The sequence below is a fragment of the Pseudohoeflea suaedae genome, from assembly GCF_004354915.1.
Classification (GTDB): Bacteria; Pseudomonadota; Alphaproteobacteria; order Rhizobiales; family Rhizobiaceae; genus Pseudohoeflea; species Pseudohoeflea suaedae.
This window is the reverse complement of record NZ_SMSI01000001.1, coordinates 1,250,217-1,273,546: the sequence shown is the minus strand read 5'-3', so window position 1 is coordinate 1,273,546 and position 23,330 is coordinate 1,250,217. Positions and strand designations below refer to the sequence as shown.

26 protein-coding genes are annotated in these 23,330 nt (G+C 62.5%); 7 read left to right on the top strand and 19 right to left on the bottom strand.

Translation table 11 applies throughout. The features are described from left to right. Window positions 1–12: 12 nt before the first annotated feature. Together E2A64_RS17900 and E2A64_RS05955 are read right to left on the bottom strand one after the other, a co-directional pair. Window positions 13–162, bottom strand: a complete 150-nt coding sequence (locus E2A64_RS17900; RefSeq protein WP_174235746.1) for a hypothetical protein — start codon at window positions 160–162, stop codon at window positions 13–15. 91 nt (window positions 163–253) lie between these two features. Continuing rightward, window positions 254–817: a LemA family protein gene (locus tag E2A64_RS05955; protein ID WP_133283475.1), complete on the bottom strand. Its 564-nt coding sequence runs from the start codon at window positions 815–817 to the stop codon at window positions 254–256. 254 nt (window positions 818–1,071) lie between these two features. On the opposite strand from E2A64_RS05955, the gene E2A64_RS05950 reads away from it, so the two are divergent. Continuing rightward, window positions 1,072–2,562: a sensor domain-containing diguanylate cyclase gene (locus E2A64_RS05950; RefSeq protein WP_133283474.1), complete on the top strand. Its 1,491-nt coding sequence runs from the start codon at window positions 1,072–1,074 to the stop codon at window positions 2,560–2,562. Window positions 2,563–2,575: 13 nt separating this feature from the next. Here the strand turns inward: E2A64_RS05950 and E2A64_RS05945 are convergent, their stop codons facing one another. From E2A64_RS05945 to E2A64_RS05920, 6 genes are all read right to left on the bottom strand, one after another. Next, a complete protein-coding gene (locus E2A64_RS05945) occupies window positions 2,576–3,154 on the bottom strand; it encodes a hypothetical protein (RefSeq protein ID WP_133283473.1) in 579 nt (192 codons plus the stop codon). A 22-nt stretch (window positions 3,155–3,176) separates the two neighbouring features. Beyond that, entirely contained in the window at window positions 3,177–4,151 is a 975-nt protein-coding gene (locus tag E2A64_RS05940) for a glycine--tRNA ligase subunit alpha (RefSeq protein ID WP_133283472.1), read from the bottom strand. 160 nt (window positions 4,152–4,311) lie between these two features. Further along, complete coding sequence (locus E2A64_RS05935) at window positions 4,312–4,503, bottom strand: hypothetical protein (protein WP_133283471.1); 192 nt, start codon at window positions 4,501–4,503, stop codon at window positions 4,312–4,314. A gap of 22 nt (window positions 4,504–4,525) precedes the next feature. Further along, complete coding sequence (locus E2A64_RS05930) at window positions 4,526–5,383, bottom strand: S49 family peptidase (RefSeq protein ID WP_133283470.1); 858 nt, start codon at window positions 5,381–5,383, stop codon at window positions 4,526–4,528. Window positions 5,384–5,524: 141 nt separating this feature from the next. Beyond that, window positions 5,525–6,310 (bottom strand): tRNA1(Val) (adenine(37)-N6)-methyltransferase, encoded by a 786-nt coding sequence (locus E2A64_RS05925; RefSeq protein ID WP_133284281.1) that lies wholly within the window; start codon window positions 6,308–6,310, stop codon window positions 5,525–5,527. A 65-nt stretch (window positions 6,311–6,375) separates the two neighbouring features. Beyond that, on the bottom strand, window positions 6,376–6,612 hold the full coding sequence (locus E2A64_RS05920) for a putative signal transducing protein (protein ID WP_133283469.1): 237 nt from the start codon (window positions 6,610–6,612) through the stop codon (window positions 6,376–6,378). A 104-nt stretch (window positions 6,613–6,716) separates the two neighbouring features. Between E2A64_RS05920 and E2A64_RS05915 the strand changes: the two genes are divergently transcribed. The 3 genes from E2A64_RS05915 to E2A64_RS05905 all read left to right on the top strand — a co-directional run bounded on the left by E2A64_RS05915 (window position 6,717) and on the right by E2A64_RS05905 (window position 10,615). Then, the gene (locus E2A64_RS05915) at window positions 6,717–7,733 is read left to right on the top strand and encodes a polyprenyl synthetase family protein (protein WP_133283468.1); all 1,017 of its coding nucleotides are present in this window, start codon (window positions 6,717–6,719) and stop codon (window positions 7,731–7,733) included. A gap of 145 nt (window positions 7,734–7,878) precedes the next feature. Further along, window positions 7,879–9,711 (top strand): tetratricopeptide repeat protein, encoded by a 1,833-nt coding sequence (locus E2A64_RS05910; protein WP_133283467.1) that lies wholly within the window; start codon window positions 7,879–7,881, stop codon window positions 9,709–9,711. Between the two features lie 7 nt (window positions 9,712–9,718). Next, window positions 9,719–10,615: a 4-(cytidine 5'-diphospho)-2-C-methyl-D-erythritol kinase gene (locus E2A64_RS05905; protein WP_133283466.1), complete on the top strand. Its 897-nt coding sequence runs from the start codon at window positions 9,719–9,721 to the stop codon at window positions 10,613–10,615. 9 nt (window positions 10,616–10,624) lie between these two features. Here E2A64_RS05905 and E2A64_RS05900 read toward each other — a convergent pair whose 3' ends face one another. After that, window positions 10,625–11,140: a glycosyltransferase gene (locus tag E2A64_RS05900; protein WP_133283465.1), complete on the bottom strand. Its 516-nt coding sequence runs from the start codon at window positions 11,138–11,140 to the stop codon at window positions 10,625–10,627. 170 nt (window positions 11,141–11,310) lie between these two features. On the opposite strand from E2A64_RS05900, the gene E2A64_RS05895 reads away from it, so the two are divergent. Continuing rightward, window positions 11,311–12,468: a PA0069 family radical SAM protein gene (locus E2A64_RS05895; RefSeq protein WP_133283464.1), complete on the top strand. Its 1,158-nt coding sequence runs from the start codon at window positions 11,311–11,313 to the stop codon at window positions 12,466–12,468. Window positions 12,469–12,621: 153 nt separating this feature from the next. Further along, window positions 12,622–13,284: a ribonuclease HII gene (rnhB, locus tag E2A64_RS05890; RefSeq protein WP_133284280.1), complete on the top strand. Its 663-nt coding sequence runs from the start codon at window positions 12,622–12,624 to the stop codon at window positions 13,282–13,284. Window positions 13,285–13,354: 70 nt separating this feature from the next. On the opposite strand, the gene E2A64_RS05885 is transcribed toward rnhB, so the two are convergent. The 9 genes from E2A64_RS05885 to E2A64_RS05845 form a co-directional block, all read right to left on the bottom strand. Further along, window positions 13,355–13,846 carry a F0F1 ATP synthase subunit B gene (locus E2A64_RS05885; protein WP_133283463.1) on the bottom strand — a complete coding sequence of 164 codons (492 nt, stop codon included), beginning with the start codon at window positions 13,844–13,846 and terminating at the stop codon, window positions 13,355–13,357. A 14-nt stretch (window positions 13,847–13,860) separates the two neighbouring features. After that, entirely contained in the window at window positions 13,861–14,469 is a 609-nt protein-coding gene (locus E2A64_RS05880) for a F0F1 ATP synthase subunit B (RefSeq protein WP_133283462.1), read from the bottom strand. Window positions 14,470–14,535: 66 nt separating this feature from the next. Then, the gene (locus tag E2A64_RS05875; RefSeq protein WP_133283461.1) at window positions 14,536–14,763 is read right to left on the bottom strand and encodes a F0F1 ATP synthase subunit C; all 228 of its coding nucleotides are present in this window, start codon (window positions 14,761–14,763) and stop codon (window positions 14,536–14,538) included. Between the two features lie 76 nt (window positions 14,764–14,839). Further along, window positions 14,840–15,598 carry a F0F1 ATP synthase subunit A gene (locus E2A64_RS05870; RefSeq protein WP_133283460.1) on the bottom strand — a complete coding sequence of 253 codons (759 nt, stop codon included), beginning with the start codon at window positions 15,596–15,598 and terminating at the stop codon, window positions 14,840–14,842. 68 nt (window positions 15,599–15,666) lie between these two features. Continuing rightward, window positions 15,667–16,071, bottom strand: coding sequence for an AtpZ/AtpI family protein (locus tag E2A64_RS05865; protein ID WP_133283459.1), 405 nt, complete (start codon window positions 16,069–16,071; stop codon window positions 15,667–15,669). A 273-nt stretch (window positions 16,072–16,344) separates the two neighbouring features. Next, on the bottom strand, window positions 16,345–17,514 hold the full coding sequence (locus E2A64_RS05860; RefSeq protein WP_174235745.1) for a cell wall hydrolase: 1,170 nt from the start codon (window positions 17,512–17,514) through the stop codon (window positions 16,345–16,347). 175 nt (window positions 17,515–17,689) lie between these two features. Beyond that, the gene (der, locus tag E2A64_RS05855; RefSeq protein WP_133283458.1) at window positions 17,690–19,177 is read right to left on the bottom strand and encodes a ribosome biogenesis GTPase Der; all 1,488 of its coding nucleotides are present in this window, start codon (window positions 19,175–19,177) and stop codon (window positions 17,690–17,692) included. A gap of 34 nt (window positions 19,178–19,211) precedes the next feature. Further along, entirely contained in the window at window positions 19,212–19,883 is a 672-nt protein-coding gene (locus E2A64_RS05850) for a tetratricopeptide repeat protein (RefSeq protein ID WP_133283457.1), read from the bottom strand. Between the two features lie 92 nt (window positions 19,884–19,975). Next, entirely contained in the window at window positions 19,976–20,563 is a 588-nt protein-coding gene (locus E2A64_RS05845; protein ID WP_133283456.1) for an NnrU family protein, read from the bottom strand. A 224-nt stretch (window positions 20,564–20,787) separates the two neighbouring features. Here E2A64_RS05845 and E2A64_RS05840 point away from each other — a divergent pair, with 224 nt between their 5' ends. After that, the gene (locus E2A64_RS05840; RefSeq protein WP_133283455.1) at window positions 20,788–21,807 is read left to right on the top strand and encodes a polysaccharide deacetylase family protein; all 1,020 of its coding nucleotides are present in this window, start codon (window positions 20,788–20,790) and stop codon (window positions 21,805–21,807) included. Between the two features lie 59 nt (window positions 21,808–21,866). Here E2A64_RS05840 and sbmA read toward each other — a convergent pair whose 3' ends face one another. Then, complete coding sequence (gene sbmA / locus E2A64_RS05835) at window positions 21,867–23,192, bottom strand: peptide antibiotic transporter SbmA (protein ID WP_133283454.1); 1,326 nt, start codon at window positions 23,190–23,192, stop codon at window positions 21,867–21,869. Window positions 23,193–23,330 lie beyond the last annotated feature (138 nt).

The window sequence follows — 23,330 nt, the reverse complement described above, 5'->3', positions numbered from 1 at the left end:
TATGCGATCGGTCTATTTTTCCTGGACGGCGATGCCATCCTGACCGATCGAGAGTTCGACGCCTTTCGGCTCGGTCTGCTCGTGATAGACATAACCTCCGAGAACAACCACCGCGACTACGAGTGCGCCGATGATCATGTAGAGACCGTTCTTGCCGTTCATGCGAGTTCCTTCCTTCACGCTGACGCCATGGGCGTCCGATCGGATGGGAAATGCCTGCCGGGCCGATAGGTTCCGGCCCAAATGTCACCGGTTATTTCTCGAAGGATACTTTCGGCACGGCACGATCGGTCGCTTCCTCGATCTCGAAATATTCGACCTTGGAAAAATTGAACTGACTGGCGATCAGCACCGAAGGAAAGGATTCCACCGCGATATTGAGGTTTCTGGCCGCTCCATTGTAGTAGCGGCGCGAGAGCGCGATCTCGTTTTCCGTTTCCTCGAGCGCGCGCTGAAATTCCACGAAATTCTGGCTGGCCTTGAGATCGGGATAGCTCTCGGCCACCGCCATCAGGCGCCCCAGCGCGCCCGATAGCGCATTCTCGGCCGCAGCGCGTTGTGCAGGCGTGCCGTTCTGGACGCCGACCGCCTGACTGCGGGCGCGGGTCACTTCCTCCAGCACTTCGCGCTCGTGGGTCATGTAGCCCTTCACGCTTTCCAGCAGGTTCGGAATCAGATCGGCGCGTCGCTTGAGCTGAACGTCGATGCCCGACCAGCCCTCCGCCGTCATCTGCCGCAGCCTGACGAGGTTGTTGTAGAGATAGACGCCATAAAGCGCGATTGCCGCGAGGACGACGAGGATGGCGATCGTGCCCATGGAAAACTCCGGAATGATTGTCAGCCGCTGATCTAACCTAGAGCGCTTGAGGCCCGGAGGAAAGCGACAGCGCGGGCACATAATGAAACCGGAACGCTGCCGGCCACGTCGAAAATGCCGAAATGACGGGGTACGGAAGAAAGATCGTAAATAAAAGCTTTACCATTCACCCCTCAGTATCGAGGCGATGACACACCAATTGCCGCGCTCTCGCGACCGGTGAGACTGTTGATAATCACGGGATTTTTTTGCTAATGCCCCACATCGATTCCAACGTTTTCAAGCTCGCCCCGGTAGCGATGTGGATTGAGGATTTCAGCGGCGTCAAGGCGTTGTTCGACGGCTGGCGCTCGGAGGGTGTGACCGATATCCGCGCCCATCTGAAGGCCGACATGGCGCGCGTGGCCGCCTGCTCGAGACGTATCAAGGTGGTCGGCGTCAACGACAAGACCCTTGAACTCTTCGAGGCCGAAGACTTCGACCATCTGGTGCAGAACCTTTCCATGGTCTTCCGTGGCGACATGCTGGAAAGCCACATCGACGACCTCGAGGCGCTGTGGAACGGCAAGACCAGCTTTTCCTCAGACACGGTGAACTACTCGCTTTCCGGCCGGCGCATGGACATCCAGCTCAAAGCGACCGTCATGCCGGGCCACGAGAAGGATCTCTCCTGCGTCCTGATGACGACCGAGGATGTCACCGATCGCGAAGAGGCGCGCCGGCAGGAAGCACGCTCACGTCTCCACGCGGAGGGCCTTTTCAAGCACTCGCCGATTTCGCTCTGGGTGGAGGATTTCAGCCAGATCAAGGTCCTGCTCGATGACGTTCGCGACCGCGGCATCGACAATTTCCGCGTCTTTCTCGAGGTGCACCCGGAATTCGTTCACCAGTGCATGTCGGAGATCCGTGTACTCGACGTCAACCAGGCAACGCTCGACCTTTTCAGCGCTCCGGATTTTCACACGCTCCTGCGACGGCAGGTCGAAATATTCCGCGACGATATGGAGAAGCCTTTCCGCGAACAGCTCATCGACCTGTGGGAAGGCCGGCTCGTCCATAGCCGCGAAGTCGTCAATTATGCGCTCGACGACACCGTCAGGCACATACTCCTGCATTTCGCCGTTACTCCCGGCTACGAACACGACTGGAGCCGGGTCCAGATCGCCCTGGCCGACATCACCGCGCGCAAGAAGGCCGAGGTCTATCTCGAATATCTGGGCAATCACGACGTTCTGACGAAGCTGCACAACCGCAATTTCTATACCGACGAGCTCAACCGTCTCGAACACAAGCGTCTCCGCCCGGTTTCCGTCCTGATCGTCGATCTCAACGGGCTCAAGGAAGCCAATGACAATCTCGGGCACGATGCCGGGGATGCGCTTCTCAGGCGCTTCGGCGAGGTGCTCAACAGCGTGGTGACGTCACCCTTCTGCGCCGCGCGCATCGGCGGCGACGAGTTCGCGGTCCTGATGCCGGGCGCCGAGAAAAAGGCGGCGGATGCGATGATCGACACCATCTACGAACTGATGGCGATCAACAACCAGTTCTACTCGACGTCTCCCCTGTCGGCCGCGATCGGGGTCGCCACGAGCCGCGACGGCGAGACCATGGAAGAAACGGTCAAGCGCGCCGACCACGCCATGTATGAAGACAAGCAGAGATTCCACAAGGGACTGACGGATGGCCGTTCCCGCAACGGCAGCAAGATAATCAGCCCCTCGAAGGGAAAGATCTCCGTGGCTTGAGTGCCGCGATATCCTAGAGCAGTTTGGCGGGCGGATCGCGCGGGTCGAACGCCTTGCGCCCGCCCTTGAGAACTTCGCGGATGGCTATCGGGCCGCCGACGAGGATAATGAAGATCGCCATCAGCGGCAGATCGCCTGTCCTCGTGGCGATGACCACCACGAAAATCGCCAGCGTGATCATCAGAAGCGCCGCGCCCGCCCACATCAGCATGAAGAGCGTGTTGCCCTGCGTGAACTTCGCATCGGGTGCGGCTTCGGCCACGCGGCGGCAGAGTTCGCGCATAAACGCGCCATAGGTCGCGCGACGGTTCTCGAACCGTGCCAGACCCTTGTAATGATGCGAGCGGATCTTGATCGCGCCGCCGTCGCGGGTCTCGATTGTGGCCTGCGCGATCGTCGCGCCGGCACCGGCATAGGTGATCAGGTTAATCGCGGAAATGTCGGCATAACGGATCGATTGCGTCTGGCCGTTCTCCGACCAGTTGATGCGATCGGGGCCGAGCGAAAAGGCGCGTTCGGTGTCGGTCACCGCATTGCGGACGGAATGGGCGGGCCCTGCGGATACGCGCCGTCTCCCGTTGCCATCCGTCATCGCGAACTGCTCCCCGAGATTGCTATTCCGCCGCTTCCTGGAAGTTCACGCCGCCGGCATCGGTGAGCAGGAAGGCTTCGCCGCACTGGCGGGCCAGATTGCGCACGCGCAGGATGTAACTCTGGCGTTCGGTCACCGAGATCACGCCGCGGGCATCGAGCAAGTTGAAGACGTGCGAGGCCTTGATGCACTGGTCGTAAGCCGGGAGCACGCATCTGTGGAGCGTCCCCGTCGCGCCTTTGGCGCTCCCCGCCTCGTGTTGTGCGCCGGCCTTGAGGATCGCCTCGCATTCCTTCTCCGCGTCGATGAAATGCTGGTGCAGGATGGCGGTATCCGCCATCTCGAAATTGTAGCGCGAATATTCCTGCTCGGCCTGCAGGAAGACGTCGCCATAGGTGACCTTCTCGTCGCCCTCGCGGCCGTTGAAGTTCAGGTCATAGACGTTGTCCACGCCCTGCACATACATCGCGAGACGCTCGAGCCCGTAGGTCAGTTCGCCTGCCACGGGCGCGCATTCGATGCCGCAGACCTGCTGGAAATAGGTGAACTGGGAGACTTCCATGCCGTCGCACCAGCATTCCCAGCCGAGCCCCCAGGCGCCGAGTGTGGGACTTTCCCAGTCGTCCTCCACAAAGCGGATGTCGTGCAGCAGCGGATCGATGCCGATGGCCTCGAGCGAGCCGAGATAGAGCTCCTGCAGGTTCGACGGGTTCGGCTTCAGGATCACCTGATACTGGTAGTAGTGCTGCAGACGGTTGGGGTTTTCGCCATAACGGCCGTCCTTGGGACGACGCGACGGCTGAACATAGGCCGCGTTCCACGGCTTTGGTCCAAGCGCGCGCAGGGTCGTGGCCGGGTGGAACGTGCCGGCGCCGACTTCCATGTCGTAGGGCTGGAGAACAGCGCATCCGTAATCCGCCCAGTAGCGGTGCAGCGTCAGGATCAGCGCCTGAAAGGAGCGCTTCGGGTCCATGTGAGACGGCAGTTCAGCGGACATGCCTGTTCCTTCGATCTGTAAACAATGCCCGGGCGGGACACCCGAAAACAGTGGCGCGACGGGTGCCATGAATGCGTGAGGGGGTCAAGTGCGCGGCACTCGCAGACACGGCTTTGCGGTATCCCCGCAAAAGGCCACGGGCAAGAGAGGACGGATAAACCTATTCGTCCGGCTTGCGGATCCGGTATTCACCCGTCTCGGGATCCTCGATGAGCGTACCCTGAGCGCCGGTCTTCCGTTCGCGCTCGGCCTCGCGGACGCGGGCATTGACGCGATCTGCCTCGGCGAGGAAGCGCTTGTAGCCGAACCAGGCGACGGCGCCGACTATGGCGATGAGTATCAGTTGCGGCATCGGCTTCCCCTCCCGTTCGGCGTCACAGGCCGTAGCGGCTCCACAGCGCCCGGTCCTCGATCGCATTCAACCCCTGATGCAGCGCACCTGCAAGCATTTCGCCGTCCATGCGCACCGCCGCACCCGGCGTGCGACGGCCGAAAAGACCCCTGGGAGCGGTGACGAGCTTGAGCTTGACCTTATCGCCATAGCGCTTCCTGAGCGTCGAGCGGACATCGCCCAGACCGTCGACAAGACCGAGTTCAAGGCCGCTCACACCGCTCCAGAACTTGCCGGTAAACAGTTCCGGCTCGTCGGCCAGCTTGTCGCCGCGGCGTTCCTTGACGAGGTCGATGAAGGTCTTGTGGACTTCGAGCTGGAGGTCCTTGAGATGCTGGACGTCTTCCTCCTTCTCGGGGCGGAAGGGATCGAGCACGGACTTGTTCTGGCCCGCGGTATAGACACGTCGCTCGATGCCGAGCTTGTCGATGAGGCCGACGAAGCCGAAGCCCGCCGAAATCACGCCGATGGAACCGACGATGGAGGACGGATCGGCGATGATCTCGTCACCCGCGCAAGCGATCATGTAGCCGCCTGAGGCCGCCACGTCCTCGAGGAAGACAAGAACCTTCTTGTCCTTCTCCACGGCCAGATCGCAGATGCGCTTGTAGATCAGACGCGCCTGCACGGCCGAACCGCCGGGTGAATTGATGGTGATGGCCACCACCGGCGCCTTCTTGTCGGAAAACGCCTTGTCCAGCTGCGAGGCAACGGTCGCCAGATTGAGATTGGACCGGAACTGGCTGCCGCCTGCCATGATGGATCCCTGCAGACGCACCACCGGGATGATCGTCTCGTCAGTTCGGAAACGGGCAGGAAGAAAGCGCTTGAAGCTTGGCATACGGGTCCTTCGAAAAGTCGTTCTCGCGTGGAAAATCTGGTGGTTGCAGAGATGTAAGTGCGTTTTAGCGCGTTGCAATGGGATCCGGAGGGAAATCGCCGTGCCCCGACGTCGCAGCCGATCGACGCGAAAGTGGCGAGTTCAGCGCGCCGGACGTGCGGGACGCCGCCGCGGAAGGGCGGATCGCCCGTTGTTGAGCGCGTTCATGCGCTCGCCGAAACTGTGGCCCGGTCCGTCATGAATGATGAGCGCCGGCTGGAAATTCACCCAGCCCCTGCTCTGCTTGATGGCCGTGACGAGAATGCGGATCGCCTCGCCATCGGCGCGCGAATGAACCGGCGTGACTTCCGTGTCGCCGAAACGGCCGGCGAGCGCATCGAGGATCGGGCGGATCGAACGCGGACGCGCGATGATGCACACCTGGCCACCCGGCCGCATGATCGCGCCGGCGGTCCTGAGCCAATGGTCGAACATCTCGCCGTCGCTCATGGCATGCGCTTCGGCGCGAAGCGGATCGGGCGTCAGCCGGTCTCCGGGCTCGTTGAACGGCGGATTGAGGATCACCCAGTCATAGGCGTCGTCGGCGAGCCCTACCGCCCGCCGCGCAGCCCCCTTCAGGGACACGTCGGCAGCGATGATGTCGACCCGATCCTTCGCCCAGGCATTCTGTTCGAGAGCCAATGTACGACGGGCAAAATCCAGCATGATCTTCGAGCGTTCGACGAGCGTGACGGCAACACCCGGAACGCGGGCCGCAACGGCAAGCCCCGCCGCGCCCGCACCGGCGCCGAGATCGGCGACGCAGCCGCGCGCGTCGTCCGGGATGGTCGCCGCGAGCAGCATCGCATCCATGCCGGCGCGGTGACCGCCCTTCGGCTGGACGAGATGATACTTGCCGTAATGGAAGGCATCGATCGTGAAGGGCATCTCCTCGCCGGCGGGCGAGGAGACGACCGTTTCAGACGCGTCAGGCGATCGTTCGACCTGCGAGCTCACTGCGCGCCGTCCCAGGGGCGAAGTTCGTGAGCCAGCCCCGCATCCGCGATGATCTTGCGGGCATTCTCCGTCTCGTCGCCATCAATCATGATCCGCCGCGGCAGCATGCCGATGGAGCCGTCGAGGATGCTCATGTTCGTATCGGCCACCATGCAGCCGATGCCCGCGTCGCGCATCAGGCTTTCCACGAAGGAAATGAGGACCGGATCATTGGTGCGAATGAGTTCGTGCATGTGAATTTCCGCGTTCGAACAGGCCTCCCGCGCCATTTCACCGCTTGCCGGAGGCAGGTCCGGGACCTATTGTAACGCCCAGAATAACACAAGGAGTTCCCGGTTTGGGCGTCGTCATATCACTAAAAGAAGGAACCGACCGGCAGGCATCCGTCAAGCCCCTCGTCGAACTGACGAAGGGAGATATGGAACGGGTCAACCAACTCATCCTGTCGCGCGCCGGCTCGGACGTCCAGATGATTCCCGAGGTCGCCAACCACCTGATCTCGTCCGGCGGCAAGCGGCTCAGGCCCATGCTCACCCTGGCTTCGGCCACCATGTGCGGCTACGAGGGTGAAGGCCATATCCGGCTCGCGACCAGTGTCGAGTTCATGCACACCGCCACGCTGCTGCACGACGACGTCGTCGATGAAAGCGACATGCGACGCGGCAAGTCGACCGCCCGGATGATCTGGGGCAACCAGGCAAGCGTGCTGGTGGGCGATTTCCTTCTGGGCCAGGCCTTCAAGATGATGGTCGAGGTCGGCTCGATGGATGCGCTCGACGTCCTGTCCACCGCCGCTTCGGTTATCGCCGAGGGCGAGGTCCTGCAGCTGTCCATCGCCAAGAACATGGAAACGACCGAGGACGATTACCTCGCCGTGATCCGTGCCAAGACCGCCGCCCTCTTCTCGGCGGCCTGCGAAGTGGGTCCGATCGTTGCCGGCAAGGGCAAGGCCGAGCGCAATGCGCTGAAATCCTACGGCACCAATCTGGGCCTCGCCTTCCAGCTGATCGACGACGTGCTCGACTATGGCGGATCGGCCAAGGATCTGGGCAAGAATGTCGGCGACGACTTCCGCGAAGGCAAGATCACGCTGCCGGTTGTGCTCGCCTTCCGACGCGGCACCGCCCAGGAGCGCGAATTCTGGCGCGAGGCCATCGAGGAAGGGCGGAACGACGATGCCGCCCTCGAAAAGGCAATGGCGCTCATCACCAAGCATGACTGTCTCCCCGACACGATCGCGCGGGCCGAACATTACGGATCGATTGCCCGTGACGCGCTGGCGCCCCTTCCCGATTCGCCGGAGAAGGATGCGATGCTGGAAGTCATCGCCTTCTGCCTTCACCGGGCAAACTGATCCGGATTTTCGGGCAGATCCCGCAAACTTGAAGGCGTGCAACAAAAAAGCCATGGTGCGCTGTCAGGAAGATCAACTGACTCGACTCCGCGGCAGCCCGATCTTGGCCAGGGGCGCGCGACCCAAAACGAAGAGAGATTGCTTTATGCAGCAGAAATGGATCCGTCAGCTGGTGGCGGGAACCGCACTTTTCGCTTTCGCACTGCCCTTCGTGCCGCCCTCGGGGCTGGTCTCCGAGGCTTCGGCGACCGAAGTCGCCGATACGAAGGAGGCGGCTGCCGACAGGCCTGTCGAGATCAACAGTTTCTCCGCCGCCTTCCTCGCGGCCCAGACGGCGGATGCCGATTACGACACCAGGTCGGCGATCGAGTTCTACCGTCGCGCGCTCGATTTCGACCCCACCAATGACCGCATCCGCGAAAGGCTGATGGTCGATCTCTTCATGGCCGGCGACTTCGATGAGGGCGTCGCCATCGTCAGGGAACTCGAAGGCGACCCGGCTATCAACCAGGTCCGCGATCTGGCGCAGGTCATCGACCTGATGCGGGACGGCGAGTACGAGACGGCTTCCGACATCCCCGATGTCGAGAGCACCAATCCGATCGACCGGCTTCTCAATACCCTGATCAAGGCGTGGGCGGATGCCGGTGCCGGCAAGGGCGAGGAAGCGGTCAAGACGCTTCAGGCGCTCGACGGTCCGCCCTGGTATCCGGTCTTCACGATGTTCAATGCCGGCGCGATCGCCGAACTCGACGGCGACTTTTCCACCGCGCGCCAGATTTTCCAGGATGCGATCGTCGACAAGTCGATCGCGGGCGCCGCGCCCGACACGTTCGTGCGCACGGTGATGGCGCTTGCGGCGCTCGAAGCCCGGCAAGGCAATGTACGTGCTGCACTCGATACGCTTGCAACCGGCGAGGACGTGGTGCCGAACTATGCGCCGCTGGCCGCCATGCGCCAGCGGATCGAAGGCGGCGGTCCGCTGCCGGTGGAAATCGAGAATGCGCGCGACGGTGCGGCAACCGCGCTTTATTCGCTTGGCGCCGCGGTCAACCGCGACGGCGCCGAAGAGACTGTGATGCTCTATCTGCAGTTCGCCCGCGCGCTCGATCCGACGAATGCCTTCGCGCTCGTCACGCTCGGCAATCTCAAGGAAAAGCTGAACCAGCAGGCCGAGGCGATCGAACTCTACAAGGAGATCCCCGAAGGCTCGCCCATGCGGCGGATTTCGGAGCTGCAGCTCGGGCTGGCCCTTTCCGACATGGGCGATCACGAAGAGGCCCGCGAGCATCTCAAGGCGCTGATCGAAGAAGACCCGAAAGATATCCGCAGCTATCTCGCCTATGGCAGCGTCCTTTCCGAGGACAAGGCCTACAAGGAAATGGCCGAAAATTACGAGGCTGCCCTCGCAGCCATCGGTCCGGCGCAGTCCAGCAATGACTGGAACCTCCATTTCCAGCTCGGCATCGCCTATGAGCGGCTGAAGGAATGGCCCAAGGCGGAAAAGGCGCTCAAGCGTGCGCTCGAACTCCAGCCCAACCAGCCGCAGGTGATGAACTATCTCGGCTATTCATGGATCGACATGAACATGAACCTCGATGAGGGCATGGACATGATCCGCGCCGCCGTCGATCTGCGCCCCAATGACGGCTACATCGTCGATTCGCTCGGCTGGGCCTATTACCGCCTCGGCCAGTACGAGGACGCGGTCCGCGAACTCGAGCGCGCGGTGGAACTCAAGCCTGCCGACCCGACGATCAACGATCACCTGGGCGATGCCTATTGGCGCGTCGGCCGGAAGACGGAAGCCGGTTTCCAGTGGAACCGTTCGCTGATCAACGATCCGGAAGCCGACCTCAAGGCCGAGATCGAGAAGAAGATCGCCGATGGTCTTCCGGAGAAATCCGGCGAACTGCCGGCTGCCGACAATCAGAGCGAAAAAGGCGGCGACGCCAAGACCGCAGACGACCGGAGCTGACCGCGCGATGGCCGAAACGGAAGCGTCCCCGGCGGAGATGACCGGGGAGGCCGCTCCGGCCAAGATTAATCTCGCCCTCGCGGTAACGGGCAAACGTGCCGACGGCTATCACCTGCTGGAAACCCTCGTCGTCTTCGCCCGGCACGGGGACCGTATTGAGGTCGCCGAGTCGAGCGAGGATTCGCTCGTCATCGACGGCCCGCATGCGGACGCACTCAAGGACGGCGATCTCTCCGACAATCTCGTGACGCGCGCGCGCGACCGGCTGCGCTCGCACCTCCGGCAATCAGGAAAGAGCGCGCCGCCCGTTGCCCTGCGGCTCGAGAAGAACCTGCCGGTCGCCTCGGGCATCGGCGGCGGTTCGGCAGATGCGGCGGCCACACTGCGGCTTCTGATCCGGTTCTGGAACGCCGCTGTCAGCGAACAGGATCTGCGCGTTCTGGCGCTTTCGCTCGGCGCGGACGTGCCGATGTGCCTTGAAAGCGCCCCCCTCATGGCACGCGGCATCGGCGAGGACATCGAGCCGGTCGAAGACATGGCCTGCCTTCCGATGGTGCTGGCCAATCCGGGGGTCGCCGTGTCCACCCCTTCGGTGTTCAAGGCTCTCGTCTCGCCCGACAATCCGCCGCTGCCTCCGCTTCCCGCAACCCGCGGCATTGCCGGCATGGCAGGATGGATGAAGACCGCGCGCAACGATCTTGCGGAGCCCGCCCTGTCGCTCTCGCCTCAGATCGGCACATGCCTTGCGGCCATCCGCTCCTCGGGAGCGCTGGTTCACGCCATGTCGGGTTCGGGAGCCACCTGTTTCGGCATCTATGAGAGCATGGAGACGGCGAGGCAGGCCGCAAGACAGATCGGCCGGGAATGGCCGCGCTGGTTCGTGGCAGCGACCGAAACCCGCTGACGGGGCCGTTCAGGCCAGCGAGAGAACGGAGGCCGGCACGATTTCGCAGTTGAGCTTGTGCGTGGCGACACCGCGCACGACGGCTTCCACCGAACTGCCCGACCGGCAATTGGCGATCGCCTGCCGCTTGGGCATCAGCACGCCGTGAGTGAGCGCCGAGGGGCGCTTCATGATCCGTGACAGAAAGGGCAGACGGTATTCGCGCGACGGCGAGAAACGCGCCGGCTTGCCGCCACTCATCACATGCTGGTGCAAATGCTCCACCCAGCCCAGAAGCGGACGTGCCCCGGCCTCGATGAACAGGATCCACTCGCCGCGGACCTCGCGGACGACCTCGCGCAGATCGGCCTCCACGACATATCTGCAGCCGGCTGCATCGGCGAGAACGGCCGTGCCGTCCGTCGAGCCGCGATCAACGACAACGACCTCTGCCACCAGCCCCTCGACCGCCCCTTGAACGAGGGACGAAAGAGTGACCGACAATTCGGGTTCCTGGTTCCGGCATACGATGACGACGCTGATCATGATCGCTGTTTTAGCGAATTGTCTGACGCCGCGCCAGCACCGCCGTTCATGCCACCTATGTCTAAATCCCTCTCTTTTGTTCTTGCTATGTTCCGTTGCGACTGATAGGAAAATAGTCATGCAACGCATGCGATTCCTGAAACCGGGGACGGGCCTGACGGAGAATGGACATGACGACGATTGTTAATCTTGCGGAGACCGTTTTCGAGCCTGGGCTGACTGCCGCGGAAGCCGAAAGCCGCATGGTCGCGGTCGGCCTGAGACCGGACGCCGAACGGCGTCGAGGGCGCGGCGCGGGACTGAATTTCTCCGGCCGTTTCGAGATGAAGACCCGGGAGGTCTTCGATGACGGCTGGAACACCATCGACGATCTGCCGCCGTTCAAGACCGAAGTGCAGGTCGAGAAGCCGCGGACGATCATCACCCGCAACGATTCGCCCGACATCAGCTTCGACCGCTCCATCAATCCGTACAGGGGCTGCGAACATGGCTGCATCTACTGCTTCGCGCGACCGAGCCATGGCTATATGGGACTTTCGGCGGGCGTCGATTTCGAAGCCAGGCTGTTTGCCAAGCCGGACGCGGCGCGGCTTCTCGAACGTGAACTCTCCAAACCCGGCTACAAGGTGCAGCCGATAGCCATCGGCACCAATACCGATCCCTATCAGCCGATCGAAAAGGAATGGCGGGTGATGCGCCAGATCCTCGAAGTGCTGGAAGCGGCCAACCATCCTGTCGGCATCGTCACCAAGTCGGCCATGGTGACGCGCGACATCGATATCCTGTCGCGCATGGCCGACAAGGGGCTCGCGCGGGTGGCGCTCTCGATCACCACGCTCGACCGCAAGCTCGCACGGGCCATGGAGCCGCGGGCGGCCACGCCGCCCAAGAGGCTGCAGGCAGCCAGGGAGCTTTCGGATGCGGGCATTCCGGTCTCGGTGATGGCAGCTCCGATGATTCCGGGTCTCAACGATCACGAGCTCGAACGCATTCTGGATTCGGCCAAGGCTGCCGGGGCGACCTCGGCCGGCTATATCCTGCTGCGGCTTCCCCATGAGGTCAGTCCCCTCTTCCGGGACTGGTTGCTCCGGCACTATCCGGATCGCTACCGGCATGTGATGTCGCTTATCCGGTCGATGCGCGGCGGCAAGTATTACGACGCGGAATTCGGCAAGCGCATGCGTGGGGCCGGCCCCTATGCCTGGCAGATCTCGCGGCGTTTCGAGATGGCGGTCGAGAGGCTGGATCTGAAAAGGCGAAAGGCGTCGATGCGAACGGATCTCTTCGTCCCTCCGCGTGGCGAGGGCGTGCAATTGTCGCTTCTCTGACAACCGGGCCGGCTTCGGCCCCTCCTCTTCCGGATCGCCCATCCGTCCCCCCCAGGGTTTTGCCGACCCTATCGCGATCCGGACACCCGCGCGGCCGCCGTCCCCGCCGCGCGGGACTTGCAGGGAATCGGGCTGTGGTGCATGTCTTACCGCATGAGGCGAAACACCCAGCCCGATTCCCTATTTTCAGCCGACGACCTGGCGGCGCTGCAGACCGGGCCGGATTTCGCGTTCGAACGCCGCGCGATCGACGAGGGCTTCCCCCTCATCGCAGGCCTCGACGAGGCCGGGCGAGGCCCTCTTGCGGGCCCTGTCGTGGCCGCCGCGGTCATTCTCGATCCCGACAACATTCCCGACGGCCTGAACGATTCGAAGGCCCTGACGGCCGCAAGACGGGAAGAGCTGTATGCCCTCATCCTCGCCAATGCCACGGTCGCAATCGCATCGGCCAGTGCGGCGGAAATCGACCGCACGAACATTCTGCGCGCCAGCCTCGCCTCCATGCGCCGGGCACTCTTCTCGCTGCCGCAAACAGCCAGCTACGCGCTGATCGACGGCCGCGACGTGCCGCCGGGCCTGCCTTGCCCGGGCAAGGCGCTGGTCAAGGGCGATGCGCGGTCGGTGTCTATCGCAGCCGCCTCGATCGTCGCCAAGGTTACCCGCGACCGGATCATGACGCGCGCCTGCTCGCTCTTCCCCGCATACGGCTTTTCCAGGCACATGGGCTATGCGAGCGTCGTCCATCGCGCCGCGATCGCCGAGCATGGCCCCTGCCCGCTGCACCGCATGAGTTTCCGGCCGCTGCGCAAGGACTGACGGACATCCCGCAACGAAAAAAGCCCGGTCGAAACCGGGCCTTTCAATTTCAGATCAATGCATGCGCGGATCAGTTGAGCTGGCCTTTCAGCTCCGTCAGCGAGGACTTGAAGAGATCGTCGGCCTTCTTGGCGTCGACCTTTTGGGCCATCACCTTCTCGGCGGCAGCGACTGCGAGTTCGACAGCCGAGGCACGAACCTCGTTGACGGCCTCGGTCTCGGCCTGCCTGATCTTCTGCTCAGCGAGCGAAGTCCGGCGTGCGACGTATTCTTCGGTCTTCTGCCTGGCGTCCTCGCGGAGCGCCGCAGCTTCCTTCTCGGCAGCAGCGACAATCGACTTGGCCTCTTCTTCGGCCTCGTTACGCTTGCGCTGGTACTCTGCGAGAAGCTGCTGGGCTTCTTCGCGGAGCTTCTTGGCCTGCTCGAGTTCAGCGGCAATGTCGTTTGCACGCTTGTCGAGATTCTTGGCCATCATCGACGGCACCTTGAAATACACGAGGATGCCGAGGAAGATGAGAAGGCCTGCGAAGGCCCAGAATGATGCCCAGGATGTGGCGTCCATGTCGGTCGGTCTCCCTACTTGCCGGCGACGTCGCGAACGGCGGCGTCAACCTCGGCCTTGGTCACCGAACCGCCGAGCAGGTGCTTGACCAGATCGGTGGCGGTATCGACTGCGATGGCGTCGACTTCCTTGAGTGCCTTGGCCTTGATGTCGGCGATGGATTTCTCCGCCTCGGCCATGCGCTCGGAAAGTTCGGCCTCAACCTTGCTGCGCTCGGCGTCGGCTGCTGCCTTGGCCTTGTCGCGGGCTTCCTGGCCGATCTCGGACGCCTTGTTACGGGCGGTGGCGAGATCCTGCTCGTAGGCGGCAATGGCGTTGTCAGCCTCTTCCTTGAGCCGGTTGGCCTCATCGAGATCCTGGGCGATCCGGTCACGCCGGTGTTCCAGGATACCGCCGATGCGCGGCACCACGACCTTGTTCATGAACATGTAGAACAGGCCAAAGGTGATCGCCAGCCAGAGCAGCTGCGACGGGAAGGTTGACGAGTCAAACGGCGGGAAACCGGCCTCGTGGCCGCCACCATGATCCGCTACGCCGGTTTCGGTGTGCATCTCTGCCCCACCGTTACCCGACTGCATTTCCTCGGTCTCTTGCGCTTGGGCAAATGCCGGGGTCACGAACATATGCGCCTCCAGAATGAACGGCCACGCCGGCGCGCGGCGTGGCGAGCGGTCAATCGTATCTGCCGATTAAACGGCGAAGAGGAGCAGCAGTGCGACGAGCAGCGAGAAGATGCCGAGAGCTTCCGTCACGGCGAAGCCGAAGATGAGGCGGCCGAACTGGCCGTCAGCTGCCGACGGGTTGCGCAGGGCGCCCGAGAGGTAGTTGCCGAAGATGGTGCCGAGGCCGATGCCTGCGCCACCCATGCCGAGGCAAGCGATGCCGGCGCCGATGAACTTTGCTGCTTCTGCTTCCATGGTCGAACTCCTTATGGATCTAAATTGAGCAACTTCGATTTGGCGGAGATCCGCCGGTTAAGGGTTTTCCGCCGCCTCAGTGCCCCGGATGGAGCGCGTCGTTGAGGTACATGCAGGTCAGGACTGCGAAGACGTAGGCCTGCAGGAAGGCGACAAGAAACTCGAGGCCGGTCAGCGCCACGGTCATGGCGAGCGGCAGGATCGCGCCGCCGATGCCGATCGCGCCCATGGAACCGAGCGAGAAGACGAAACCGGCGAAAACCTTCAGCGTGATGTGTCCGGCCAGCATGTTGGCGAACAGACGGACCGAAAGGCTGATCGGGCGCGACAGGAAAGAGATGACTTCGATCATGACGACCAGCGGCATGAGGGCGCCGGGCACGCCCGAAGGCACGAAGAGATTGAGGAAGTGAAAGCCGTGCTTCCAGAAGCCGTAGACGACCACGAGCCCGATCACCAGCATGGAGAATGCGAAGGTGACGATGATGTGGCTGGTCACGGTGAAGAAGTAGGGCACCATACCGACGAGGTTGGCCACCAGGATGAACATGAACAGCGAGAAGACGAAGGGAAAGAAGCGCATTCCCTGCGAGCCGGCGCCGTCACGCAGCATCGAGGCCACGAACTCATAGGACATTTCCGAAATCGACTGCAGACGGGTCGGAACCAGACCGCGATTGGCTGTCGTCAGATAGAGGAAGCCCGCGGTCACCACGGCAACGATCACCATGAACAGCGAGGAATTGGTGAAGGAGAGGTCCAGACCACCGATATTGACCGGAATCAGGTCATTGAGATGGAACTGGTGAATGGGGTCGACTTTATCCGTGGCCACCTGCCGCCTCTTCGTTCTTTCCGCCCCGCGTTACGCGGCGCCTTGAATGCCCGCCCGGAAGATCCGGGTTATTGATTATGCGTGCCCTGGTCCGTCGAGCCGCTCCTTGATCCGGGAACCGGAGTGGAGACGGCGCCCGTCGAGCGCAGGACGTTCAAAACCCCGGCGCAGAAGCCAAGGAGCAGGAATACGATCATGCCCCACGGCGTCGTGCCGGCGAAACGGTCGAGGATATAGCCGAGTAGCGCGCCGACAAGCACACCAGCGATGAACTCGCTGGACAGTTTGACGGCCAAAGCAAACCCCTGAGGTTTCTCCCGACCTTCGACTTCCGGCGCTTCGGGAGCGCTGCGGGCGGCGAGTTCGGTGGCCAGGCGTTTGCGTCGTGCCTCGAGACTATCCCCGCCCTTTTCCGGATTTCCGCCACCGGCGCCGGGGTTGGCGTTACGGTCAGCATCATTGCTGTCGACCATGGGACCCACCCTCTGCATGCCTGCGACGACCGAAAAGGCCGTTTTCAAGTCGGGCGCAACATAGTTTTAGCCTCCCCCATAGTCAAGGCGGGAAGCAGACTCCTCGGCTGCAGCAATTACCCATTAAAAACAACAGGATGGCAATATTTTGGAGAGCCCTGCGACAATAGTCGGGGAAAATGCGCGCTTTTCCCGCCACCGGTGTGGCGAAAAGCGCACCGGTCAACGGGAAAAACAGGTCTTTTTGCGGCTATCGGGGCGATGGAGACGGAATCAGCTCCAGCCGCCGCCATAGGTGATGAAGAAGATGTGACGACCGACCTTGCCGAGGCGCTTCATGTGGCGCGCCCAGGGCGGGCTGACATAGTCGGCATGGTAGTGCGTGGCGATTCCCACATCCTCGAGCCAGATCTTGCCGGCGGAGACCGCAAGGGCGATTTCCTCGGCCATTTCCCAATGGCGTGGCGAGTTGACGCGTTCGCGAATGCCGTCGCAGGCGAAGGAGAACTGGCAACGGTTACGCCAGTCCTTGTTCTGGTAGACCACGCCGCAGACCGTGTTGGGATAGGCCGGGTTGCGCACGCGGTTGAGGATCACCTGAGCGACTGCCGCCTGGCCTTTCACGCTTTCGCCGCGGGCCTCGAAATAGATGCCGGCCGCAAGGCAGCGCTGTTCGGAAGCTTTGAAGGTGTCGGCCGGAAGGGCGGTCGACGCCCAGTCGAAGGCCTCCTTGCCGACGGGCGGGATGAAACGGCCGCGCTTGGTCTCGTCGCGCAGAATCGAGGCGAAGGGCGACTGGCGGGAATAGTCCGGCGCGGGCGGCGCATAGGCCGTCGCCAGGATATCGGGATTGTCGTTGTTGACGAGGCCGGCGAGCATGGTCGGAACCTGCGGATCGGCTTTCTTGTCCCGGCGCGGATAGAAGGCCTGGGCGATCTCGATTTCCTTGCCCCGGATCTCCGGCATGACGAACGCCATGGCATTGTCGAGATCCTCGACCGGCTTCATCAGGTTCGACTGGCGTTCCAGCACCGAGCCGGCGGAGAAGTCCTTGGGCGGAGCGACCGGTTCGATCGTCACCACCCTGCCCTTCTTCATCCCGCGGGTCACGCGTTCGGAATCAGGCCGCGGATCGTCGGCGCCGATCTTGCCGGTGAAGGCAATCGTGCGGCCATCGGGAAGTGCGAGGCCCGCACCGCCTGAAGTCGAATTGGTGAGGATCGGATCCGTGAAGGCGAGGTTCGCGGTCTGGATGGACCCCGCCGGCGCAGCGGTCAGGTGGGTCTTCCAGCGGCCATCAACCGATTCCAGCGACGACAGATAGGCCGCAGTGTCGGCAAAATCCGTGACGGTGGGAGTGGCGAGAAAAATTCCGAGACCAAACAGGACGGGCGCGGACAGGCGATTGACGAGGCCGCCTTGGCGGTGACGCAATTTATGCACGCAAACTCTCCGGTACACTTACGCATTACAGTGGCATGGGGAGAGAATGGACTATTAACCTTGATGGAGGGTTAATCGCGAACCGCTCATGTCTTTTTGTGGGCAATCGCCAAAGCAGAACACCCCGCCAGCCGGACGGCGGACGGGGTGACGATCCTGATGCAGGAATGAGGGATTACTTCTTCTTCGGCTTGGCGCGGCTGACCGGCCTGCCCTTGTTGACCTGCCGCACCGCCTCGCGCTTCGCGGGTTTCCTGCTCGGCGCAAAAGGGTTCTCGCCACCGCGATAGAAGATGCGGATCGGAATGCCCGGCATCTCGAAATCGCCGCGCATGCCGTTGATCAGATAGCGCGTATAGGATTCGGGCACGGCCTCGGGCCGCGTGCACGAAATCATGAAACCGGGCGGACGGGCCTTGACCTGGGTGATGTATTTCAGACGCAGGCGACGTCCGGAAACGGCGGGCGGCGGGTGATGGCCCTGCACGAAATCGAGCCAGCGATTGAGCTTGGCGGTCGAGATGCGGCGGTTCCATATCTGGTGCGCGAAGGAAATGGCTTCCATCAGCTTGTCGATGCCGCGGCCCGTCTGGCCCGACAGCGGAACGGCGCGGATGCCGCGGACCTGGGGCAGCAACCGGTCCGTCATCTCGCGCAGCTGCGCAAGCACGGCCTGGCGATCCTCGACCAGATCCCACTTGTTGAACGCGATGACCGGCGCCCTGCCCTCGCGGATGACCAGATCGGCGATCTGCAGGTCCTGCTTCTCGAAGGGAATGGTCGCGTCGAGCACAATGACAACGACCTCGGCGAAATTGACGGCGCGCAGCGCATCGGCGACCGACAGTTTCTCGAGCTTTTCCTGCACGCGCGCCTTCTTGCGCATGCCGGCGGTATCGAAGAGACGAATCTTGCGACCCTGCCATTCCCAGTCGACGGAAATGGAATCGCGGGTGATGCCCGCTTCTGGGCCGGTCAGCAGGCGATCCTCGCCGAGACAGGTGTTGATGAGCGTCGACTTGCCGGCATTGGGACGGCCGACGATCGCGACGCGCATGGGTCGCGTCGGATCATAGTCGGGACCTTCGTCCTCGTCCTCGACCGGCTTCGGCGCGATGTCGATATCGGCAACCGCCTCCTCGGCCACGTCCTCGGCAAAGGCGCGCTCCTCGCCCAATGCCTCGACGATGGCATCGCGAAGATCGAGCATGCCCTGACCGTGCTCGGCCGAGATCGGCACCGGCTCGCCGAGACCCAAGCGATAGGAATCATACATTCCGGCCTCGGCGCCCCGCGCTTCGGCCTTGTTGGCCACGAGCACCACAGGCTTGTTCTTCTTGCGCAGAACATCGGCGAGGATTTCGTCGACCGGGGTAAGGCCGGATTTCGCGTCGACCAGAAACAGCGCGATGTCGGCATCGTCGATGGCCGCTTCCGTCTGGGCGCGCATGCGGCCTTCGAGCGTATCGGGACCGGCGACTTCCAGACCGGCGGTGTCGATCATGGTGAAGCGCAGGTCGACCAGACGCGCGTCTCCGGGCCGGCGGTCACGGGTGACGCCGGGGGTATCGTCGACGAGGGCGAGCTTCCTGCCGGCGAGCCTGTTGAACAGGGTCGATTTGCCGACATTGGGCCGCCCGACGATTGCGAGGGTGAAACTCATGAGCGTCCCGTTTCAGGGCCGAGGCCGAAAACCCTCAGGAGGTTTCGCCGCGGCCAGCTATGAGGTCGAGCATCACGCCGGCGCGCTGACGGATACCTGCAGGGGTCTCGGTGTCGGCGTCAATTTCGTTGAACCAGTCCCGCGCGCGATCCATATCGCCGCCCTTGTAGGCGGCGAGACCGAGGATTTCACGAGCCGAATGGCGTGCGCCGTTTTCGGGGACGGCGAGCACTTCCACGGCTGCGGAGACTGCGTTGTAATCAGCCACGTCGACGAGAAGATAGCCGGCGCGGACGCGGGCGATATCGCGAAGAGCGGCGGGAATGGAGCTGTCATTGGCGGCGAGCAGGAACTGGTCGGCGGCGGCCTGCTTGTCGCCGCGGTCCGCAGTGACGGTCGCTGCCCGAAGGCGGGCGAGCACCGGATAGGAGCCGTCACCGTTTTCCTCCAGCGCGGAGAAGGCGGTAAGAGCTTCGTCGGTCTTGCCTTCCTGGGCGAGATCGAGGGCCGCGAGGAACTTGTCGCCGGACCGTGCAGCGGTGGTTTCCCGCCAGTACTCCCAGCCGCGCAGCGCAGCCGTTCCAACCACGATGAGTACGGCCAGGCCGATGATGATCGGCCGGAAGCGCTGCCAGAACTTCTTGAACGCGTCAGAGCGAAGCTCTTCGTTGACCTCGCGGATAAAACTGGAATCGTCTTGGGACATTACCTCTGCTCCGGTCAGCCGGGCCCTTTTCGTTTGCCGCCTTCTAGTTCGGATCGCGCCTGATGAAAAGGCCCTGCTCCAGAGATTCGGGCCTAAAGATTCGGGAAAGGTGCGACACCGAAGAGGAACTGGTGGAGGTAGAGCACGAAAGCGACGTAGACGACGACGCCCGCGAGCACTGCGGCAATGTCCCATTTCACCGGGCCGGGCGCGGGATCGACGGCAAGTCCCGCCCTGACGCGCTTCTTGATGGAAATGCGGTCGAGAACGGCCCAGGCGAGGAAACTGCCGAAGAGCAGAATGGAGGCCAGATCGCCGTTGACGAGAAGGTGCGCCGGCGCCCAGATCTTCACCGAAAGCAGCATCGGATGCTTGACGGCAGCCTTGATGCGGCCCGCGGGAAACTGCGAGACCACCAGAAAGATGATCGCGAACAGCATCAGCAGCGCCGTCAGGTGGCTCATCCATGCGGGCGCGACCCAGAAGACGACCGGATCGAGCCGGGCGATGGAGTAGCCCCAGACGATCAGCGCCAGCCCGATCAGGGCTATCACCGTGTAGAGGATTTTCCAGGTGTTCTCACCCCGCGTCACCAGTTGCACGTCGCGAAAACCGGGGGCGAAGATGCGCACCGAATGGATGCCCAGAAATAGAACGAGACCGAGGATTAGGATCAGCACTGGAAAGCTCCGGATTTGAGTTCGGGAACCTTTATACCGGTAGGAGAGGCATCGGGACAGGTCTTGAAGCATTGCGCCAACAGCAAAGATCCGGCGCGTACCACACTGCGGGAGCATTCACTTGGCTGGCGACGGGCCAACAGCACCTGCCGGGCCGATCGTGACGAGCCGTGAAACGCCCCTGCTGCAGTGCCGACCATACACTTGCCTCAAACCCGCCCTAGATGCTCGCGGGTTCAGTGACCCGGAGTTCTGTCTTGTCGCGTATCGCCCGCCCCGCCCTGCTTTTCACCAGTCTCGCCGCCCTGGCCCTTCCCGTACAGGCGGCGGAAACCGCCAGGACCGAGCAGCTCGTCATAGTCTCCTTCGATGGCGCCCATGACAATGCGATGTGGGACCGCAGTCTGAAGATCGCGGACAAGACCGGCGCGCATTTCACCTATTTCCTCTCCTGCACCTTCCTGATGAGCAAGGCCGAGCGGAAGAGCTACACGGCTCCGGGCAAGTCCGCGGGCGCGTCGAATATCGGTTTTGCGCCGGACCATGACGATGTCGAAAAGCGGCTCGACCACATCTGGACGGCCTATCGGGCCGGTCACGAAATGGGCAGCCATGGTTGCGGACATTTCGACGGCGGATCCTGGACCGCCTCGCAGTGGTCGGCGGAGTTCGACCAGTTCGACACCGCCCTCAAGTCTGCCTGGGCGACGATCGGCAGCAAGGACCGGGAACCGGACGGCTGGCAGGACATGGCCGCAAACGCGATCAAGGGGTTTCGCGCGCCCTATCTCTCCTCGGGCGACGGATTGTTCGCCGCCCTCGCCGAGCATGGTTTCACCTATGATGCGAGCACCGTTTCGCGCGGTCCGGCAGAGCCCGAGACCGGCAAGACACCGGCGCGTTTCTCGCTGCCCCTCATTCCCGAAGGCCCGCGCGAGCGCCCGGTGATCGCAATGGATTACAATCTCTTCGTCCGTCACTCGAAGGGCGAGGAAACGCCTGAGCACAAGGCGGAATATGAGAAGCGCTCGATCGAGGCCTTCGAAGCCGCCTTCAAGGCGCAGTATGAGGGTGAGCGCATTCCGCTGCAACTCGGATTTCATTTCGTGCCGATGAATGGCGGGGCCTATTGGGATGCGCTGGACACATTTCTCACCGATGTCTGCGGCAAGCCGGACGTGAAATGCGTGACCTATTCCGAAGCGTTCGAGCGGCTCAAGAAGGCGGATCCCTCAGCGAGCTGACGGGCTCTCGATAACGAACAAGGAAAAAGGCCGGCGAAATCGCCGGCCTTTCTTGTGGATCAGGATTTGTCCTCGAAGGATTGGGCCTGGTCGGGGCCGACCTCTCCCGGAGCGGGATCGGCCGGGCTCGGCTGGATGCCGGAGGCCTCGCGCTCGAGATACTTGCGATCGATCTCGTTGAGTTCTTCTCCGCGGAACACCGCCTCGAAGGCCCTGAGACGTTTGTAGATCGAGAGAAGATCGACGATCGTCGTCCATGAATTGATCAGGAACTGGAAGGAGTTCGACACCTGGCCGAAGGCGGTGAGGATCTGCTGCCAGATACCGAGGGTGATCTTGCCCGCGACGATGGTCGGCACCAGCAGGATGTCCACATAGATGTTGTCGGCCTGCAGATAGAAGCCGCGGGCGACGTTGAAATACATGTAGTGGAAATAGAGGCGGAAATAGTTCTTCCGCACATTGCTGAACAGCTCGTTGACGGTCGGCGGCTGGGCGCGGTTCGGGTCGTCCTCACCGTAGACAAGCTCCTTCCGGTAGGCGGCTTCCACGCGCTGATTGCGGAATTCGAGGCCCGGCAGCTTGATGCCGACGAGGCTCAAAAGCGCGGTACCGAAGATCGCCCAGAAGATAAGCGCGACGAAAAGCGCGTGCGGGATCTCGCCGACGATCGGCAGTTCGGTGACATACTGGGACAGCCCCCAAAGCACGGGCAGGAACGCCACCAGCGTCATGATCGCATCGACGAAGGCGACGCCGAGGCCCTCCATGATAGAGGCGAAGCGCATCGTGTCTTCCTGCACACGCTGGGAAGCCCCCTCGATGTGACGGACGCGCGGCCAGCGTTCCATGTAGAAATCGTTCATCGCCGTGCGCCAGCGGAACACATAGTGCGAGACGAAAAAGCGGGTGATGACGAAGACGCCCATCGAGACGAAGGCGATTTCGGCAAACAGGAAGGTGAGACTGTAGAGATCCCAGGCCGTCACCGTTCCGTCGCCCGAAAGGGCCGTCTGGAAGGTATCGAAGAACGGCCGGCGCCAGTTGTTGATGGCGACGGACACCTGGACACCGAAATAGGTGGTGAACAGGATGAAGATCGAGCCGAGCACCGACCACATCTGCCATTTGTGCGGCGAATAGACGAACCAGAAGGCAGCGAAGGAAAGCGTCCAGACCGCGTAGAACAGATAGAACCAGAGAAATTCCGGCGTGTAGAAATAGGCCAGACCGATGACCGGCTCGTCACGCTGGACCGGCAGCGGGAAACCGAGCGCGGCGCCTATCAAATCGCCCAGGATATACCAGACGAAGATGCCGACTGCGGTCCAGGCGAGAACCGACGGAAAGAAGATCTTTGGCTTCGGGAAAAAGGATTCAAACACGGGGTGCCTTCCTGGAGAAAGGATGCGGGCGAGTGCGCGACCGGCGGGAATGCGGGTGTTTGCGCCCTGTCTATGGTCCGCACTGGAACCCTACCTAGGCCAAACTGTGACGCACCGCAATCAGGCTCGCGAATTTGT

Bases quoted from the DNA above. Each gene is read 5' to 3' on its own strand.
- E2A64_RS05950 (WP_133283474.1), top strand. From the start codon at position 1,072: ATGCCCCACATCGATTCCAACGTTTTCAAGCTCGCCCCGGTAGCGATG.
- E2A64_RS05850 (WP_133283457.1), bottom strand. From the start codon at position 19,883: ATGTCCCAAGACGATTCCAGTTTTATCCGCGAGGTCAACGAAGAGCTT.
- E2A64_RS05900 (WP_133283465.1), bottom strand. From the start codon at position 11,140: ATGATCAGCGTCGTCATCGTATGCCGGAACCAGGAACCCGAATTGTCG.
- E2A64_RS05910 (WP_133283467.1), top strand. From the start codon at position 7,879: ATGCAGCAGAAATGGATCCGTCAGCTGGTGGCGGGAACCGCACTTTTC.
- E2A64_RS17900 (WP_174235746.1), bottom strand. From the start codon at position 162: ATGAACGGCAAGAACGGTCTCTACATGATCATCGGCGCACTCGTAGTC.
- E2A64_RS05840 (WP_133283455.1), top strand. From the start codon at position 20,788: ATGCTCGCGGGTTCAGTGACCCGGAGTTCTGTCTTGTCGCGTATCGCC.
- der (WP_133283458.1), bottom strand. From the start codon at position 19,177: ATGAGTTTCACCCTCGCAATCGTCGGGCGGCCCAATGTCGGCAAATCG.
- E2A64_RS05925 (WP_133284281.1), bottom strand. From the start codon at position 6,310: ATGCCCTTCACGATCGATGCCTTCCATTACGGCAAGTATCATCTCGTC.
- E2A64_RS05930 (WP_133283470.1), bottom strand. From the start codon at position 5,383: ATGCCAAGCTTCAAGCGCTTTCTTCCTGCCCGTTTCCGAACTGACGAG.
- E2A64_RS05895 (WP_133283464.1), top strand. From the start codon at position 11,311: ATGACGACGATTGTTAATCTTGCGGAGACCGTTTTCGAGCCTGGGCTG.
- E2A64_RS05955 (WP_133283475.1), bottom strand. From the start codon at position 817: ATGGGCACGATCGCCATCCTCGTCGTCCTCGCGGCAATCGCGCTTTAT.
- E2A64_RS05880 (WP_133283462.1), bottom strand. From the start codon at position 14,469: ATGTTCGTGACCCCGGCATTTGCCCAAGCGCAAGAGACCGAGGAAATG.
- E2A64_RS05885 (WP_133283463.1), bottom strand. From the start codon at position 13,846: ATGGACGCCACATCCTGGGCATCATTCTGGGCCTTCGCAGGCCTTCTC.
- E2A64_RS05935 (WP_133283471.1), bottom strand. From the start codon at position 4,503: ATGCCGCAACTGATACTCATCGCCATAGTCGGCGCCGTCGCCTGGTTC.
- E2A64_RS05865 (WP_133283459.1), bottom strand. From the start codon at position 16,071: ATGGTCGACAGCAATGATGCTGACCGTAACGCCAACCCCGGCGCCGGT.
- E2A64_RS05945 (WP_133283473.1), bottom strand. From the start codon at position 3,154: ATGACGGATGGCAACGGGAGACGGCGCGTATCCGCAGGGCCCGCCCAT.
- E2A64_RS05875 (WP_133283461.1), bottom strand. From the start codon at position 14,763: ATGGAAGCAGAAGCAGCAAAGTTCATCGGCGCCGGCATCGCTTGCCTC.
- E2A64_RS05905 (WP_133283466.1), top strand. From the start codon at position 9,719: ATGGCCGAAACGGAAGCGTCCCCGGCGGAGATGACCGGGGAGGCCGCT.
- E2A64_RS05920 (WP_133283469.1), bottom strand. From the start codon at position 6,612: ATGCACGAACTCATTCGCACCAATGATCCGGTCCTCATTTCCTTCGTG.
- rnhB (WP_133284280.1), top strand. From the start codon at position 12,622: ATGAGGCGAAACACCCAGCCCGATTCCCTATTTTCAGCCGACGACCTG.
- E2A64_RS05940 (WP_133283472.1), bottom strand. From the start codon at position 4,151: ATGTCCGCTGAACTGCCGTCTCACATGGACCCGAAGCGCTCCTTTCAG.